A 17,123-nucleotide genomic window follows, 5' to 3' on the forward strand; every position below is an offset into this window, starting at 1 on the left:
CTTGATATTGTAAGTAAAGATGAACATCCTTAGTCAAGTTACCGCGACATGTGGTTTTACCTTTACTTTTCCTGCGTAACCGTTACAATACGCGACGCTCTTTTGACCGAAATTTACACAGCTCTTTTCAAAATAAGGTAATTGCTATGCATCCGATGTTAAACATCGCGGTTCGCGCTGCCCGTAGCGCGGGTAACGTGATCGCTCGTGCCTGTGGCCAGTTAGATATGGTTCAGAAAGAACAAAAAGGCACTAACGACTTTGTTACCAACGTAGACAAAGAAGCTGAACATGCCATTGTTCAGGTGTTGAAAAAATCGTTCCCGACTCACGGTATTGTCGGCGAAGAGCATGGTGATTACGGCAACAGTGACAGCGAGTTTCAATGGATCATTGACCCGCTGGACGGCACCACTAACTTTATTAAAGGCATTCCGCACTTTGCGGTGTCTATCGCGTTAAAACACCAGGGTAAATTAGACCAGGCAGTGATCTTTGATCCACTGCGCGGCGAGCTATTTACCGCATCACGCGGCCGTGGCGCTCAATTAAACGGCACCCGCATTCGCGTTACTAACCTGGCGGATATGCAAGGCACTATTTTAGCCACTGGTTTTCCGTTTAAAAACAAAACCCATTTACCAGCGCACAGCGCCATGTTAAGCAGCTTGTTGGCCGATGCCGCCGATATTCGCCGCACCGGTTCAGCCGCGCTGGACTTGGCCTATGTGGCAGCGGGCCGCTTTGACGGCTTTTTCGAAATTGGCTTAAAACCCTGGGACATTGCTGCAGGCGAGCTTATCGTACGCGAAGCCGGTGGCCTGGTATGTGACTTTGTTGGCGGCAATAACCAGATGCGCAGTGGTAACATAGTGGCAGCAAGCCCGAAAGTATTAGCCGCGATGCTAAAAGGTATTCGGCCACATTTAACTGAAACCTTATCACGATAAATACTAAAGGCCCTGAACAAAGTTCAGGGCCTTTTATTACTTCGGCACATCCACCGGTAGTTTGCGTTCGCACCACTCCCGGTAGCCGCCAATTAAACTAAACACATTTTGATAACCCATTAGCTGCAACGTTTGCGCTGATAGCGCCGAGCGGTAACCACCACCACAATACAGCACAATTTTCTGTTTCTTATCTGCTACAGTCTGCTCAATATCACGTTCAATAATGCCTTTACCCAGATGCATTGCCTCCGGCAAATGGCCTTGCACCCACTCGTGGTCTTCGCGAATATCCAGCAACACATAAGGCTGATTGTGTTCAAGCAGCTCGGTAATGCCAATCTCGTTGATCTGGGCTTTGGCTTGCTCTACCAGAGCCACAAAAGCCGGCGCATGTTGTTTGCTCATTGTTGCGCTCCTACCTACTCATAAAAAAATGCCAGTCAGTGACTGGCATTTTTAGCATCTTTAACCGTGCAATTACAGCAATGCGTCGGTATTTTCGCCTTCTTTCTCTATTGGCGGCGGTGGCAGCATGTCTTCACGGCTAATGCCAAGAATCTCTGCAATCGCACTGGCAACATAGACAGACGAGTAAGTACCGATGGCAATACCAAATAATAAGGCAGTGGCAAAACCATGAATTAACGCGCCACCCATATAAAACAGCACGACCAATACCAACACCGTGGTTAATGAGGTAATGACTGTACGGTTTAAGGTTGACGTAATCGCATCGTTAATGGTGTCGTCAACGCTGGTATCGCGCAGCTTACGAAAGCTCTCACGAATACGGTCAAACACCACTATGGTATCGTTGATGGAGTAACCAATCAGCGCCAGTATCGCCGCCAGCACGGTTAAATCAAACTCCAGCCCCAGCACAGAGAACAAGCCCATGGTTAAGGTAACGTCATGAAATAATGCCATAACTGCCCCCACCGATAAGCGCCATTCAAAGCGCATGGTGACGTAGAGCAAAATACCAATCAGCGCCACCAGCATCGCCAGGCCGCCGTCTTCTTTAAGCTCTTCGCCCACGCTGGGGCCAACAAATTCGATACGACGCATGGTGACAGGCTCAGTTTGAGCACTGTTAAGTGTTTTGATCACATTGTCACCCAAGACAGACTGATCGATATCAGTGCGCAGTGGAATGCGAATTAGCACATCACGGCTGGTACCAAACAATTGCACTACAGCGTCACCGTAACCAGCTGTGGTCAGTGTTTGTCTTACCGCCGGCAAATCTGCCGGTTGAGCAAAACCCACTTCAATAACGGTACCACCGGTAAAATCCAGGCCCCAGTTAATGCCCTTGGTCGCAAACGAGACAAAAGAGCCAAGAATGAGTAAACAAGACAACACTATGGCTGGCCATTTTAACCGCATAAAATTAAGCGGCTGACTAAAGTAAAATATTCTCATGCCGTACTCCTTATATCGGCAGTGACTGCACGCGGCGGCCACCCCAAACTAAATTTACGATTAAGCGAGTACCCACAACTGCGGTAAAAATCGAGGTTAAAATCCCTATAGCCAGCGTTACTGCGAAACCTTTAACCGGGCCAGTACCGATACCAAACAGGATGAGTGCGACTAACAACGTCGTAAAATTGGAGTCGGCAATAGTAGCAAAAGCGCGATCGTAACCATGATGAATGGCTTGCTGCACCGAGCGACCATCAGCCAATTCTTCGCGGATCCGTTCGAATATGAGCACGTTGGCATCCACCGCCATACCCACAGTGAGCACGATACCGGCCATACCGGGTAACGTTAAGGTAGCGCCTGGTATCATCGACATAACGCCAACAATCAACACCAGATTCACCACCAGCGCCAGATTCGCCACCAAGCCAAAAGCTTTGTAGTAAATCACCATAAATACCAGCACGGCAACCATGCCCCACTGTATCGCGGTTACACCTAAGTCGATGTTTTCTTTACCCAGGCTTGGGCCTATAGTGCGCTCTTCAATAATCTGAATAGGCGCTATCAAAGCACCGGCACGCAACAATGTCGCCAGGTTTTGCGCTTCTCCTGGTGAGCTGATACCTGTGATACGAAAATCGCGGCCTAAGCGAGCCTGGATAGTCGCGTCGTTGATCACTTCCTGCTGCTTAATCAGCACTGGATTACCATCGGCACCTATTTCAGTGCCCGGCTTGTACTCAATAAATACCGACGCCATGCGACGGCCAATGCTGTCGCGCGTTGCGGCAGAGAGCATATTGCCGCCCTTAGCATCCAGCTTAATATTAACCTGCGGCCGGCTGTACTCATCAAAACCTGAACTGGCACCGGTAATGTGCTCACCGGTTAACATAACGCGTTTTTCCAGCAGTACCGGGCGACCGTCTCGGCTATAATACAACTCGGCGTTGGGTGGCACGCGGCCATCCAGTGCAGCGCTGATATCACCCTCGTCATCAACCAGACGAAACTCCAGTGAAGCGGTGGCACCTAAAATTTCCTTGGCCTGCGCCGTATCTTGTACACCTGGTAATTGCACCACGATACGGTCTGCACCCTGGCGTTGCACCAGCGGCTCTGCTACGCCTATTTCATTTACCCGGTTACGGATAATGGTAATGTTCTGTTCCAGTGCATATTCACGGATTTCCTTCAGGCGAATATCACTGATGCTAACCAGTAGTGTTAATTCATCAGCACCGGCAGTAAATATCAGCTCACGATCACGCTGCTTTAATGCAGCTTCGGCAGCGGCAACATCTTCAACATTGCGCAGGCTCAATTGCACCTGGCTGCGGGCTAGATCGACCTGAACGCTGCGATAACGGATTTTTTCTTCACGTAAGTCGGTACGGAAGGTTTGCACCATGTCATTGAGGTTTTTATCCAGCGCGGCTTTCATATCTACCGCCATCAGAAAATGCACACCACCACGTAAATCCAAACCCAGCTTCATTGGCGATGCACCAATAGCAGCCAGCCAGTCCGGCGTCGCCGGAGCAAGGTTTAAGGCGGTAATATAATTGCCACCCAGTTGCTGATTTGCAATTTCACGCGCCTGCAGCTGATCTTCGGTGCTGTTAAAGCGCGCCAGGATCTGGCCGTTTTCCAGCACAACTGATTTTGCGGCGATATTAGCATCGCTAAAACTACGCTCCAGCTGGGCACGGGTTACTTCTTCTACTTTACCACCGCGGGTTGCGCTGATGTTCAGTGCCGGATCTTCCGGATACAAATTAGGCAACGCATACAACAACGCAACCAGCAACATGCCGATAACAACGATGTAGCGCCACAAAGGGTTTTGATTTAACACCAGTTTATCCTTTCTTCCAGCTTACAGTGACTTCAGCGTGCCTTTTGGCAGTACTGCGCTAATTGCAGCTTTTTGCACAGTAACTTCTGTGCTGTCATTTAGGGCAATTACCACGAAATCTTTGTCTTCAGCAATTTTGCTGATGCGGCCGACTAAACCACCCTGAGTTAATACTTCGTCGCCTTTTGCCAGCGCTGACATCAGGTTGCGGTGATCTTTTACCCGCTTAGCTTGTGGCCGGTAGATCAGGAAATAGAAAATCAGGCCAAACGCGACCAGCATAATGATTAAATCCCAACCGCCGCCCTGAGCTGGCTGGCTGGCAACATCGGCATAGGCGTTGCTAATAAATAAACTCATTTGTGTCCCCTTAATTATATTAATGTTGTTCTGTGGTCGCAGCGGCCGCATCTAATGGCGGTACTGTCATATCGCGTTTTGCGTAAAACTGTTCAACAAACTGTGTCAAGTTACCAGCGGCTATCGCCCCGCGCAATCCTTGCATCAGTTTCTGGTAATGATGCAGGTTATGCATGGTATTAAGCCGTGCGCCCTGGATTTCATTGCAACGGTCCAAATGATGTAGATATGCACGGGAATAATTTTTACAAGTGTAACAGTCGCATTCTGCGTCTAACGGGCCAATATCGTCTTTGTATTTGGCGTTGCGAATTTTTACCACCCCGTTACTGACAAACAAATGACCGTTGCGGGCATTGCGGGTGGGCATCACACAGTCAAACATATCAATGCCACGGCGCACCGCTTCAACGATGTCTTCCGGCTTACCGACGCCCATTAAATAGCGCGGTTTATTGATGGGCATTTTATCAGTGGTGTGGTTTAAAATGCGGATCATGTCTGCTTTTGGCTCACCAACTGATAAACCGCCAATGGCGTAGCCGTCAAAGCCAATATCTTCCAGCCCTGTAAGTGACACATCACGTAGATTGGGGTACATGCCGCCCTGAATAATACCAAACAATGCCGACGGGTTGTCGCCATGCGCGTCTTTACTGCGTTTGGCCCAACGCAGCGACATTTCCATCGACTTTTTCGCTTCTTGCTCAGTGGCCGGATACGGCGTGCACTCGTCGAAGATCATTACGATATCCGAGCCTAAATCACGCTGTACTTCCATCGAGCGCTCTGGCGTTAGCATAATGCGCTCGCCGTTTAATGGAGAACGAAATTTAACACCTTCTTCGGTAATTTTACGCAGCTCGCCCAAACTGAACACCTGAAAGCCGCCTGAGTCAGTCAGAATAGGCTTGTGCCAGTGCATAAAGTCGTGCAAATCACCGTGTTTTTTGATGATTTCGGTACCCGGGCGTAGCATCAGGTGAAACGTATTGCCCAAACAAATTTGTGCGCCGGTGGCATCCAACTCTTCTGGTGTCATGCCTTTTACGGTGCCGTAGGTGCCTACCGGCATAAAGGCCGGTGTTTCTACCACGCCACGGTCAAAGATCAGCCGGCCGCGGCGGGCCTTGCCATCTGTGGTATCTAATTCAAATTTCATTTCTATCCTCATATGCCGGAAAAACAGTCCGGCTTTTTTGCGCCGCCGATTATAGCAGCTTAAGCGCTATAAGCTAAACGACTATGAATTCGTCTTACCAGGTGCAAAAGCAGGTGCCGGGAAATTCTTATTTCGCCGTCTTCAACAGCACGTCCCTGTGCTGTCTCAGCCTGCGCGGCATCCCTGCCGCTGCTGCATAAGAACACCCGGCCCCAGCTTAGTCGACGCCGTGTTAGAGTTTCCCTGCCGCAGCGCCGTTATCCAAACATAAAGTTAACGAATAAACATCGCATCACCATAGGAGTAAAAGCGGTACTGCTCTGCTATCGCCGTTTTGTAGGCATGCATTACATGTTCGCGGCTACTGAACGCTGATACCAGCATAATTAACGTAGATTCTGGTAAATGGAAGTTAGTGATAAGTGCATCAATAACGTTAAATTTATAGCCCGGATAGATAAAAATCTGCGTATCGCCGTTATAGGCCACCAGGTTACCACCGCCCTGCTGCGCCGCCGACTCCAGCGAGCGCACTGAGGTTGTACCTACAGCCACCACACGGTTACCGCGCGCTTTGCAGGCAGCAACCGCATCAACTACTTGTTGCGGCACCTCGATATACTCGGCGTGCATCTTGTGCTCCAGCACGTTATCTACCCGCACGGGTTGAAAAGTACCTGCGCCAACGTGCAACGTTACGTAGGCAAATTCAACACCCTTATGTTTCAGCTTATCTAACAGCGGCTGATCAAAATGTAAACCCGCAGTGGGTGCTGCCACGGCGCCCGGTTTTTCACTATAAACGGTCTGATAACGTGCTTTATCTTCTTCGGTATCCGGTCGGTCAATATAAGGTGGCAGTGGCATATGGCCCAAGCGTTCCAGCATATGCAGTACCGTTTCATCACCTAATACTTCAAGCTCGAACAGCTCATCATGACGCTGATTCATTCGCACTTCGGCGGCGTTTTCAAGCAGCAAAATACTACCGGGCTTGGGCGATTTACTAGCACGCACATGGGCGAGAAAACGCTTGTCATCCAACATGCGCTCTACCAGTACCTCGACCTTACCACCAGAAATTTTCTGACCGAATAACCGCGCGGGGATTACTTTGGTGTTATTAAACACCAGTAAATCGCCGGGCTGAAAAAAGTCAGCTAAGTCTTTAAAAATATGATGTTGTAACTCACCACTGTGCTTGTCCATCGCCAATAGGCGGCTGGATGAACGCTCAGTTTTGGGGAAACGGGCGATAAGCTGTTCCGGCAGCTCGAATGAAAAGTCTTTAACTTGCATGCTGTTTATTGACATAGATATTTCCTTGGCTTTACCGACCAGAGGGCACGGCTAAAAAAACAGCGCGCATTTTAGCAGACACAAAACATTATTGGCACTTGTTTGCCAGTACCTCAGCAATCAAATCGGCCATAAAACGATAACTCCGTGCTTTAGTGGATGTGGGACGCCATGCCACGCCGATATCACGGTACGCTGCCGCATTACCCGGTGATTGTGCCAACAGCTCAGTGCCGTCCAATAAACCACTGTTAATCGCCATTTGCGGCATAAAGGTCACACCCAGCTTGTTGTTAACCATTTGCGTTAGCGTGTGCAGGCTGGTGGCAAAAAAAGGATTCACTTTACGGCTGTCTTCCAGCTCACAGGCTTTTACTGCATGGTTGGTTAAGCAGTGTTCTCGCTCAAGTAGAAAAATACTCTCGTCCGGCCACTGACTAATATCCTGGTTAAAACCCCGGTCCAGCCAGTCTTTATGCAGTACCAGTTTAAACGCGTCCTGGGCCAATACTTCGGTATGAAAAGCGCCAGTCTCATAAGGTAGTGCCAGCAGTACCATGTCAAGCCGGCCTTCGGCCAGCGCATGTAAGGAGTTATCCGAGGTGTCTTCACGTAGTAATAGCTGTAGCTCGGGAAAACGTTCACGGCATAGCGTCATCACTTCGCTAAGCACAAAAGGCGCAATAGTGGGAATACAACCTAAGCGAAATGGTCCAGCCATGGGTTTGCCCTGACATTTGGCAAACTCGGTTAGCTCTTCACACTGCTCGATAATATATCTTGACTGGCGTACTACATCTTCACCCAGTGGAGTAAAAATAAAGGTTTTATGATCACGCTCTAGCAGCTGCGCGTTCATAGTTTCTTCCAAATTAGCGATAGCAGCACTTAATGTCGATTGGCCGATATAACACGCCTCAGCCGCACGGCCGAAATGTTGATGCTCGTGCAATGCCAACAGATACTGCAACTGCTTAATGCTGGGCAAACGCTTCATTATTATTTCCGATTAGTTTATGCAAAATAATACAATTTAGATGATAACAATGTAAGCGCCGCCGTCTTGGTTTGCAAGCTGCAAACCAATAAAAAGGCCTCCGTGTTGGAGGCCTTTTTTGCAGGGACAAAGCTATTAGATACTGAATATCGCCTTTAAAATAAAGAAGAATATTATTGCTAAACCCGCACCTACCGGCAGCGTAATAATCCATGAAATGAAAATATTACGCACCACACCTAAATTCAGCGCGGCGATACCGCGCGCCAAACCAACGCCCAGAACCGCACCAACCAGAGTTTGGGTGGTTGAAATAGGCAAACCGGCACCAGAGGCAATAACCACAGTTGAAGCTGCCGAAAGCTCAGCAGCAAAACCGCGACTTGGGGTTAAATGGGTAATGGCAGTACCTACTGTTTTAATCACTCGAGCGCCCAATGTGGCTAAGCCAACTACAATACCAATAGCACCCAGCGGCAGTATCCACCAGGCCAATGACGTCTTGCTAGCTATTTCACCGCCACTGCTTACTACACTTACAACCGCAGCCAATGGCCCTATCGCATTCGCCACATCATTGGAGCCATGCGCAAACGCCATACAACAGGCAGTGGTGATCATTAACACACCGAAAATACGTTCAACGTTATTGAACTGCATTTTTTTGTCAGCTGCCGGGTCGAACTTAAGCTTGCTGATCACTACCTTACCAATTACACCAATCACGACAGCGATGGCAATAGACAGGTAGTAGCCCTCTGCGGTGCTTATATGCAGACCAACGTGTTTCAGGCCTTTTTGTACAGTAACCAGTGTCATAACGAAGGCGGCAAACGCCATGTAAAACGGCACATATTTTTTCGCATTCGCCAACGGGTTGTCAGTATCAAAAATTAATCGCTGTGCGCTCATAAAAAACATATAGGCCAGCACACCGGCCAGCATAGGTGTGACAATCCAGCTACCGACTATGCCACCCACTTTATCCCAGTGCACCGCGTCCATACCAACACCTACCGCGGCGAAACCAATAATGGCGCCAACAATAGAGTGGGTAGTAGACACCGGCCAGCCAAAATATGACGCCACAATTAGCCAGGTAGCGGCAGCCAGCAGCGCCGCAATCATGCCGTAGGCCATGAGTTCTGGTGCATCAACAAAGAAGCTGGCATCGGTAATGCCGCCACGAATAGTTGAGGTAACCGAGCCACCCGCCAAATAGGCACCGGCAAACTCAAAAATGGCAGCAATAAATATGGCTTGCTTAATAGTCAGGGCTTTAGAGCCAACAGACGTACCCATCGCATTGGCCACATCATTAGCACCGACACCATAAGCCATCATAAAACCGAATACGGCTGCAATAATAATCAGTATCAAACCGTATGATTGAATAATATCCATCAGGAATACCTTTTCGTTAGCGCGCTAACATAATTTCAAGACGTGAACCCACTTTCAGTGCAACATCGGCAAGATCGCCAACCCACTCCAGTGTGCGGTACAAGAACATGACATCGATAGGATTAAGCTCTTGCTCAGCCATACGCAGGGCTTTACGTAGCTTGATCTGCATATCATCTGTATCGTTTTCGATAATATCCAGCTGTTCGACCATTTTAATCACCAGATCTACTTCCCGACCGCGGAATCCGGTCTCCAGCAGTTCATCCAGTTCGTTAATCACTTCGCTGGCAAGCGATGTTGCATCAATGCAACGTTGTACATAAGCCTTAAAACCGGCTTGCAAACTCACCGGGATAAGTAACTCACGACCTAACACCCGACCAGTAATATCTTTAGTTTTATTAGCAATTTTGTCCTGTTGCGATACCAGTTCCAATATATCGGTACGGTCGACAGGCAAAAATAATCCGCGGGGTAAGTTAACGCGGATCTCACGCTTTAGTTTGTCGGCTTCCTTTTCCAACGCCACGATGTTTTTACGCACATCCGCTGCGGTCTGCCAGTCTTGCGAATACACGGCATCAAAAAACGGCAGCAACAGTTCGCTTGCGGCATGCACCTTGCGGATATGTTCCTCTATCGGCTTAATAGGTGATTTGGCAAACACGGATAAAAATGTACTAGCTGGCATAGCCTGGCCTCGTATGTTGGTTTGACTAGTGTCGGCGCGCATTGTAACGGCATTCAGCGCGCAAGAAAAACGAAAAATGAACTGAATATGAAAACGCCCTGAGTAGAAGTCTAGTCAGGGCGTTAATGATGTACAGAAAAAAAAGATGAAAATCAGCTACGGGCTTCCTGTTCCAACTTTTCTGCACTGCTATGGCGTACTACCTTGCCTTTTACGAAGAAAATAATGTACTCCGCCAGGTTTTTACATCTATCACCGATACGCTCCAGTGAGCGCGCCGACCACAATACGTTCATTACTTTCGGAATGGAGCGCGGGTCTTCAATCATGTATGTCATCAATTGGCGGGTTATGGCTTCATATTCGCGGTCGACTTTTTTGTCTTCCTTATGCACCAAAATTGCGGTTTCAACATCCATACGGGCAAAAGCATCCAGCACGTCGTGCAACATCTGCCCAACATGGCGACCTAAATTATCCAGATTAACCAGTAAATCTTGCTGCTCACTATTAAACGACTCTAACGCCACGCGCGCAATACGCCGGGTTTCATCGCCAATGCGCTCTAAATCGGCGATGGTTTTCATAATTGCCATGATCAAGCGTAAATCACTGGCAGCAGGTTGACGCTTAACAATAATACTGGTGCACTCTTTATCAATTTGCAGTTCCCAGTCATTCACTTTTAAATCGGTATCAATCACTTTTTGCGCCAGCTCGGCATCGGCATTGGCTATTGCCATTAATGCATTATTAAGCTGCTGCTCGATCAAGCCACCCATAGCCATTACATGATTACGCACCTCATCAATTTCGTCATTGAAGGAGCTGGAAATATGTTTCGATAAATTAAGTTTATCCACTTTTAACTCCGTGAATGTCATGTTAGCAACTGGCAATTTTGAGGCTTTTTAACCTCGGCAGAATAAGCTCAGTATAGGCCGAAAGGCTGTTGCTGTGCCAGTGCCAGCTATAAATAGCGTATCTAAGCCACTAAATTAATGAATATTGTTCAGCCTGCATTTTAAAAATGTCATACAGAGGCTACACTCAACTCCGCGCACATCATTATATAGTTGGTATGGTATCGGTAATAACCGGTTTACTTTTGCCCGTCTGATAGGAATAGATGACATGAAGCAGTTAGTACTTACGTTAATCGGTAAAGACAAAGCCGGCTTGGTAGAGCAACTGGCAACAGTTGTCAGCCAGCACAATGGCAACTGGATGGCCAGCAATCTCAGTCATCTTGCCGGCTATTTCGCTGGCATACTGCAAGTTGAAGTAGCAGAGCAGGATTTAACCGAGCTGACAGCTGCATTAGAGAAAATTACTGATTTGGATATCAAAATCCAGCACGGTGAGCCCAGCCAGCTTAACGAGCAACAACAATTGCGCTTTGTAATTACCGGTAATGACCGCCCGGGCATAGTACGTGAACTGTCATCGGTTATTAAACATAAAGGCACAAACATCATTCATTTTGAGAGTAGCAAACAAAGTGCGCCCAATTGGGGTGTGCCACTGTTTAACGCCATAGCGACGGTTGAACTGCCTGCTGGCTTAAGCCGGGATGAAGTAGTAACCGCGCTGGAAGCTATTGCCACCGACATTGTCGTTGATATAGAGACCGGCGTGTAACATCATTTGGCAGCCGCACTGCGGCTGCATTCATCTTACTGTCATAAAAATGCCATAGAATACTGACCAGTTGTAGTCAGGAGCTGGATCATGGAACAAAGCATGAGTGATACCCCCGAGTTTCCGGTTTTTCCGCGCGAATTAAGCTGGTTAGCTTTTAACGGCAGGGTGCTGCAGGAAGCCGCCGACGAGCGCAACCCGCCGATTGAACGCCTAAGGTTTTTGGGTATTTACTCCAACAATATGGATGAATTTTTCCGCGTACGAGTAGCCGATGTAAAACGGCGCATTCTGCTAAAAAAATATCAATCCGGCGAACAGGAAGACGCAGAAGACCTGCTACAGGAAATTCAGCAACAGGTGTTGCAACTAGGCCAGCGTTTTAATGCTATTTACCTGGATATTCAGCTAGAGCTACGTAAACACAACATTGAACTCATTGATAATTTTAAGCTGGGCGAACTGCAATCCGGCTGGGTAAAAAGTTATTTTCGCGACGAAGTGATTAAGCACATTTCGCCGATGATTTTATCTGGCGACGAGGTTAGCCTGCCCAAAGCGCTGGAAGATAACACCACCTACCTAATGGTGGAAATGACCGGCAGCGCTAAGCCGCAGTACGCCATAGTGCAAGTGCCTACTAACGAGTTGTCACGCTTTATTGAACTGCCGCTGCATTTAAATACCCGCAAGAAAAACGGCCATTACCGCCGGCAAATTCTGCTACTAGACGATGTCATAGTGCATTGTATTGCCGACTTATTCGCTGGCTTTTTTGAGTTTGAGCATATTCAGGCTTATTCACTGAAACTAACCCGCGACGCCGAATACAATATCAGCGATACTCTGGACCAAAGCCTGATTGATAAAATGTCCAAGGGTATTCGTCAACGGTTAAAGTCTGAGCCGGTGCGGCTGGTTTATGACAACGCCATGCCAGAGCAAATGCTAAAGGTATTGAGTAAACAATTGGGTACCAGCTCAGTTGACTCATTAATCCCTGGTAGTCGCTATCGTAACTTTAAAGATTTTATTGGTTTTCCCAATATTGGCCATCAAAGCCTGGAGTTCCCGGCTTTACCGCCATTAAAAAGCCCAGAGTTTGAGCAAGCGGCAACCAGTTTTGACGCCATTCGCTCTGGTGATATTTTGCTGTATTACCCTTACCACAACTTTGGCTATTTCACCGAATGGGTACGTCAGGCATCGTTCGACCCTAAAGTAACCCATATTAAAATGACCATGTACCGCGTGGCTAAACATTCACGCGTGATCCATTCGCTACTGGATGCCGTGCGCAATGGCAAAAAAGTCACCGTAGTGGTTGAATTAAAAGCCCGTTTTGATGAAGAGAACAACATCAACTGGGCGCGAAAGATGACAGAAGCCGGCATTCAGGTGGTGTTTGGTTTAACTACGCTAAAAATTCACTCTAAACTGTGTCTGATAAGCCGGATGGAACGCGGCAAACTTATGCACTACGGCCATATTGGCACCGGTAATTTCAACGAAAAAACTGCCCGTATTTATACCGATATGAGCCTGTTTACCTGCCACCAGGAAATAACCGCCGAAATAGACCAGGTATTTGAATTTATTGAGTATAGCTATCGCCCATACCAGTTTAACCACCTTATCGTGTCACCTACCTGGAGCCGGCCAAGGTTAATCGCGCTTATTCAACGTGAAATTGATTTCGCTATCAGCGGGCGCAAAGCGGAAATTTTCCTCAAAGTGAATAACCTGGTGGACCAACAGATAGTCGACCTGCTTTATCGTGCTGCGCAGGCGGGGGTAAAAATTCGCATTATTGTACGTGGTATGTGCTCGCTAATGCCGGGCGCTGCAGGCAAAAACCAAAACATCAAAATTATTTCCGTACTGGACCGCTTTTTAGAACACGCGCGGGTTTATGTGTTTCACAATGGCGGAGAAACCGATGTCTACCTGTCTTCAGCCGACTGGATGACGCGTAATATTGACCAGCGGGTTGAGGTCGGCGTACCTATTTATGATGTGCGCTTAAAGCAACAGGTGCTGGACACGCTGGATATTCAGTGGCGCGATAACGTAAAGGCTCGTATTATTGACGCTAAACAAAGCAATGCCTATGTTAAACGCGGCAATAAACGCAGCATCCGCTCACAACAGCAGATCTACGACTATTTTGTGCGACAGCATGGGCAACATAAGCATACCGAGCATGAATGAACGATAGCCCTTTAATGCCGCAACGCCCAGACGACCACGCTTATATGGCAGCCGTCGATCTGGGTTCCAACTCGTTTCATATGGTAATAGCCCGGGTGGTCGATGGAGATATCCAGCTACTGCACCGGGAAAAACAAAAAGTTCAGTTGGCTGAAGGCTTGAATGAACAGCTGGTATTAAGCGAAGAGGCTATTGAGCGGGGTTTGGCGGTACTGGCGCAATTTGCCGATACACTCAAACCCTTTGCACCGCAGTCCGTGCGGGTTATTGCCACTTACACTCTTCGCCGAGCCCGCAATGCCGCTACGTTTTTACGCCGCGCCAAGGCGGTATTTCCATTTCCAATAGAAGTGATTTCCGGCCAAGAGGAAGCGCGCTTTATTTATCAGGGCGTAGCCCATTTTGAACACTTTGCCGGCCGGCGGCTGGTAATGGATATTGGCGGTGGCAGTACCGAGTTTGCTATTGGTGAGGGCGCACAACCACTTAGGTTAAGTAGTCGCAATATGGGCTGTGTTAGCTATGCCCTGCAACATTTCCCACAAGGGCGCATCAGTGAAAAGCGCTTTAACCGCGCTATTTTACAAGCAGAACAAGAGCTGGAGCCGATTGTCAGCAGTTTTAAAACTGCTGGCTGGCAGCAAGCCGTTGGCACCTCTGGCACGGTAAAAACCATCCGCGATATTATTGTTGGTATGGGACTAACGAGCACCGCACTGGAACTGTCGCAGTTGCTGGCGTTAAAAGCTCATCTGGTAGCGCAGGAAAACAGCTTTCAACTGGAATTGCCCGGCTTAACCGATGACAGAAAATTGCTGATTTGCTCTGGTCTGGCTATTTTAATTGCAGCCTTTAATTTACTGCAGATAGAACAGATGATTTATATCGACGCCGCGCTACGCGAAGGTGTGCTGTATGAGATGAGCGACCGGTTGCAGCATTTAGACATTCGCGAGCATAGTGTAGCCAGTATCCAACGCCGCTATGATGTTGATATGCCGCAAGCCGACCGCGTAAGCCACACTGCACTGACGTTATTTAGCCAGGTGCGTAATACCTGGCAGTTAACTGACGAAGACGCCATGCTATTGGGCTGGGCGGCCACGCTGTTTGAAGTGGGCCTGCACATAAATTCTTCCGGCGTACAAAAACATTCCGCCTACATACTGCAAAATGCCAATCTGCCCGGCTTTAACCAAGAGCAACAACAGCTTATTGCTACGCTGGTGCGGTTTCACCGCCGTAAGATCCGCGCCGACGAAATACCGGCTTTTAGTTTATATCAAATACCACAGGTTATTTGCTTACTGGTATTACTGCGTTTGGCGGTGCTATTAAACCAAAAGCGGCGCGATGATTTATTGCCGGAATTACACGCCAGTGCCACCAATCAACAATTACAACTGCTGCTACCTACCGACTGGCTGGCACAACAAAGCCTGCTGGCAGCCGATTTACTGCTAGAGCAAAAAGCGCTGAAAAAAATCGCCTTTGTGCTGGATTGTCCAGGCTTAACAGAAGTAGTGCCGGTGTAGCTTAAAGCATCAACTGGCATTAGCGTGTTGACCTCTGTATACTGCTCGGTCTTTTTAATTGGCGATATTTTAATCTATGTTTCTGAGTTACCTTAAACAACACTGGCTGTCTAACCTGCGTGGCGACATCTTATCTGCTATCGTCGTTGCGCTAGCGCTTATTCCCGAAGCTATTGCCTTTTCGATTATCGCCGGCGTGGACCCCAAAGTGGGCCTGTACGCCTCTTTTGCTATCTGCGTTATTATTGCCTTTGCCGGCGCCCGCCCAGGCATGATCTCAGCCGCCACCGGCGCTATGGCACTGCTGATGATTACGCTGGTAAAACAGCATGGCCTGGAATACTTGTTGGCCGCCACCCTGCTGACCGGCGTCATTCAGATTATCTTTGGCCTGTTTAAACTGGGCGATTTAATGCGCTTTGTCTCGCGCTCTGTGGTTACCGGCTTTGTAAATGCGTTAGCCATTTTGATTTTTATGGCGCAGCTACCCGAGCTTAGCGGCACCTACGGCACTACTATGGTATACGGTATGACAGCATTGGGCCTGGCGATTATTTACCTGTTTCCGTATGTCACCAAGAAAATCCCCTCGCCGCTGGTCTGTATTGTGGTGCTAACCGCTATTGCCGTCTATTTCAAACTGGATATCCGCACTGTAGCCGATATGGGCGAACTGCCAGACAGCCTGCCGATATTCCTCTGGCCAGACGTACCGTTAAACCTGGAAACACTGCAAATTATCTTTCCCTATGCGTTAGCACTGGCGGTAGTGGGTATTTTAGAATCGTTAATGACCGCCACTATCGTGGATGACTTTACCGACACCAGCAGCGATAAGAACCGTGAATGCGTGGGCCAGGGCATTGCCAATATCGGTTCGGGTTTAATTGGCGGCATGGCCGGCTGCGCCATGATTGGTCAGTCGGTAATAAACGTAAAATCTGGTGGCCGCACTCGCTTATCGGCGCTGTTAGCCGGTAGTTTACTGCTGGTAATGGTGGTATTTCTCGACAACTGGGTTGGCATGATCCCGATGGCAGCGCTGGTAGCCGTTATGGTTATGGTGTCAATTGGTACCTTTAGCTGGTCGTCAGTGAGAGATTTAGGCAAAAACCCGAAAAGCTCATCGGTAGTAATGATCGCTACAGTGCTGGTGGTAGTTTTTACTCACAACCTGGCGTATGGCGTGTTAGTCGGCGTGCTGCTTAGCGCACTGTTTTTTGCCAATAAAGTCGGCCAAATTCTGTATATTGGCTCCAGCTTGACTAAAGACGGCCAGCAGCGCACGTATGACGTGGTTGGCCAGGTGTTTTTTAGCTCCAGCGAGCAATTTGTCGGCGCCTTTGACTTTAAAGACGCAGTCGAAAAAGTCACGATTGATTTAAGCAAAGCGCATTTTTGGGATATCACCGCTATCAGCTCACTGGATAAAGTGGTGCTGAAATTCCGCCGCGAAGGTACTGAAGTAGAACTGCTTGGCTTAAACGAAGCCAGCGCAACTCTGGTAGACAAATTTGCTATTCATAACCGCCCGGATGTCGAAAAGTTAATAGGACATTAAGTTTACCCGGCCCGGCA

The 17,123-nt window shown here is 48.3% G+C and carries 15 protein-coding genes; 5 read left to right on the top strand and 10 right to left on the bottom strand.

The window, feature by feature from the left end:
• The first annotated feature begins 146 nt into the window (after positions 1-146).
• Positions 147-950: an inositol-1-monophosphatase gene (gene suhB, locus I4W93_RS07450; RefSeq protein ID WP_205309604.1), complete on the top strand. Its 804-nt coding sequence runs from the start codon at positions 147-149 to the stop codon at positions 948-950.
• Between the two features lie 36 nt (positions 951-986).
• Here suhB and I4W93_RS07455 read toward each other — a convergent pair whose 3' ends face one another.
• The 10 genes from I4W93_RS07455 to phoU form a co-directional block, all read right to left on the bottom strand.
• A complete protein-coding gene (locus I4W93_RS07455; RefSeq protein ID WP_205309605.1) occupies positions 987-1,358 on the bottom strand; it encodes a rhodanese-like domain-containing protein in 372 nt (123 codons plus the stop codon).
• Positions 1,359-1,430: 72 nt separating this feature from the next.
• Positions 1,431-2,378: a protein translocase subunit SecF gene (gene secF / locus I4W93_RS07460; protein ID WP_205309606.1), complete on the bottom strand. Its 948-nt coding sequence runs from the start codon at positions 2,376-2,378 to the stop codon at positions 1,431-1,433.
• 10 nt (positions 2,379-2,388) lie between these two features.
• The gene (gene secD / locus I4W93_RS07465) at positions 2,389-4,242 is read right to left on the bottom strand and encodes a protein translocase subunit SecD (protein ID WP_205309607.1); all 1,854 of its coding nucleotides are present in this window, start codon (positions 4,240-4,242) and stop codon (positions 2,389-2,391) included.
• Between the two features lie 21 nt (positions 4,243-4,263).
• Positions 4,264-4,602, bottom strand: a complete 339-nt coding sequence (gene yajC / locus I4W93_RS07470; RefSeq protein ID WP_205309608.1) for a preprotein translocase subunit YajC — start codon at positions 4,600-4,602, stop codon at positions 4,264-4,266.
• A 19-nt stretch (positions 4,603-4,621) separates the two neighbouring features.
• A complete protein-coding gene (tgt, locus tag I4W93_RS07475; RefSeq protein WP_205309609.1) occupies positions 4,622-5,764 on the bottom strand; it encodes a tRNA guanosine(34) transglycosylase Tgt in 1,143 nt (380 codons plus the stop codon).
• 273 nt (positions 5,765-6,037) lie between these two features.
• Entirely contained in the window at positions 6,038-7,063 is a 1,026-nt protein-coding gene (queA, locus tag I4W93_RS07480) for a tRNA preQ1(34) S-adenosylmethionine ribosyltransferase-isomerase QueA (RefSeq protein ID WP_205309848.1), read from the bottom strand.
• A gap of 88 nt (positions 7,064-7,151) precedes the next feature.
• On the bottom strand, positions 7,152-8,060 hold the full coding sequence (locus I4W93_RS07485) for a hydrogen peroxide-inducible genes activator (protein ID WP_205309610.1): 909 nt from the start codon (positions 8,058-8,060) through the stop codon (positions 7,152-7,154).
• Between the two features lie 135 nt (positions 8,061-8,195).
• Positions 8,196-9,464 carry an inorganic phosphate transporter gene (locus I4W93_RS07490; protein ID WP_205309611.1) on the bottom strand — a complete coding sequence of 423 codons (1,269 nt, stop codon included), beginning with the start codon at positions 9,462-9,464 and terminating at the stop codon, positions 8,196-8,198.
• A 16-nt stretch (positions 9,465-9,480) separates the two neighbouring features.
• Positions 9,481-10,158 carry a TIGR00153 family protein gene (locus tag I4W93_RS07495; RefSeq protein ID WP_205309612.1) on the bottom strand — a complete coding sequence of 226 codons (678 nt, stop codon included), beginning with the start codon at positions 10,156-10,158 and terminating at the stop codon, positions 9,481-9,483.
• A 152-nt stretch (positions 10,159-10,310) separates the two neighbouring features.
• Positions 10,311-11,021 (bottom strand): phosphate signaling complex protein PhoU, encoded by a 711-nt coding sequence (gene phoU / locus I4W93_RS07500; protein WP_205309613.1) that lies wholly within the window; start codon positions 11,019-11,021, stop codon positions 10,311-10,313.
• 271 nt (positions 11,022-11,292) lie between these two features.
• Here phoU and I4W93_RS07505 point away from each other — a divergent pair, with 271 nt between their 5' ends.
• From I4W93_RS07505 to I4W93_RS07520, 4 genes are all read left to right on the top strand, one after another.
• Positions 11,293-11,799 (top strand): glycine cleavage system transcriptional repressor, encoded by a 507-nt coding sequence (locus I4W93_RS07505; protein WP_205309614.1) that lies wholly within the window; start codon positions 11,293-11,295, stop codon positions 11,797-11,799.
• 90 nt (positions 11,800-11,889) lie between these two features.
• Positions 11,890-14,010 carry a polyphosphate kinase 1 gene (gene ppk1, locus I4W93_RS07510; RefSeq protein WP_224673317.1) on the top strand — a complete coding sequence of 707 codons (2,121 nt, stop codon included), beginning with the start codon at positions 11,890-11,892 and terminating at the stop codon, positions 14,008-14,010.
• On the top strand, positions 14,007-15,545 hold the full coding sequence (locus tag I4W93_RS07515; RefSeq protein WP_224673319.1) for a Ppx/GppA phosphatase family protein: 1,539 nt from the start codon (positions 14,007-14,009) through the stop codon (positions 15,543-15,545). Before ppk1 ends, I4W93_RS07515 begins: the two co-directional genes overlap by 4 nt.
• A 76-nt stretch (positions 15,546-15,621) precedes the next feature.
• Positions 15,622-17,106 (top strand): SulP family inorganic anion transporter, encoded by a 1,485-nt coding sequence (locus I4W93_RS07520; RefSeq protein ID WP_205309615.1) that lies wholly within the window; start codon positions 15,622-15,624, stop codon positions 17,104-17,106.
• The last annotated feature ends 17 nt before the right edge of the window (positions 17,107-17,123 follow it).

It is taken from the genome of Rheinheimera maricola (assembly GCF_016918075.2).
GTDB lineage: Bacteria > Pseudomonadota > Gammaproteobacteria > Enterobacterales > Alteromonadaceae > Alishewanella > Alishewanella maricola_A.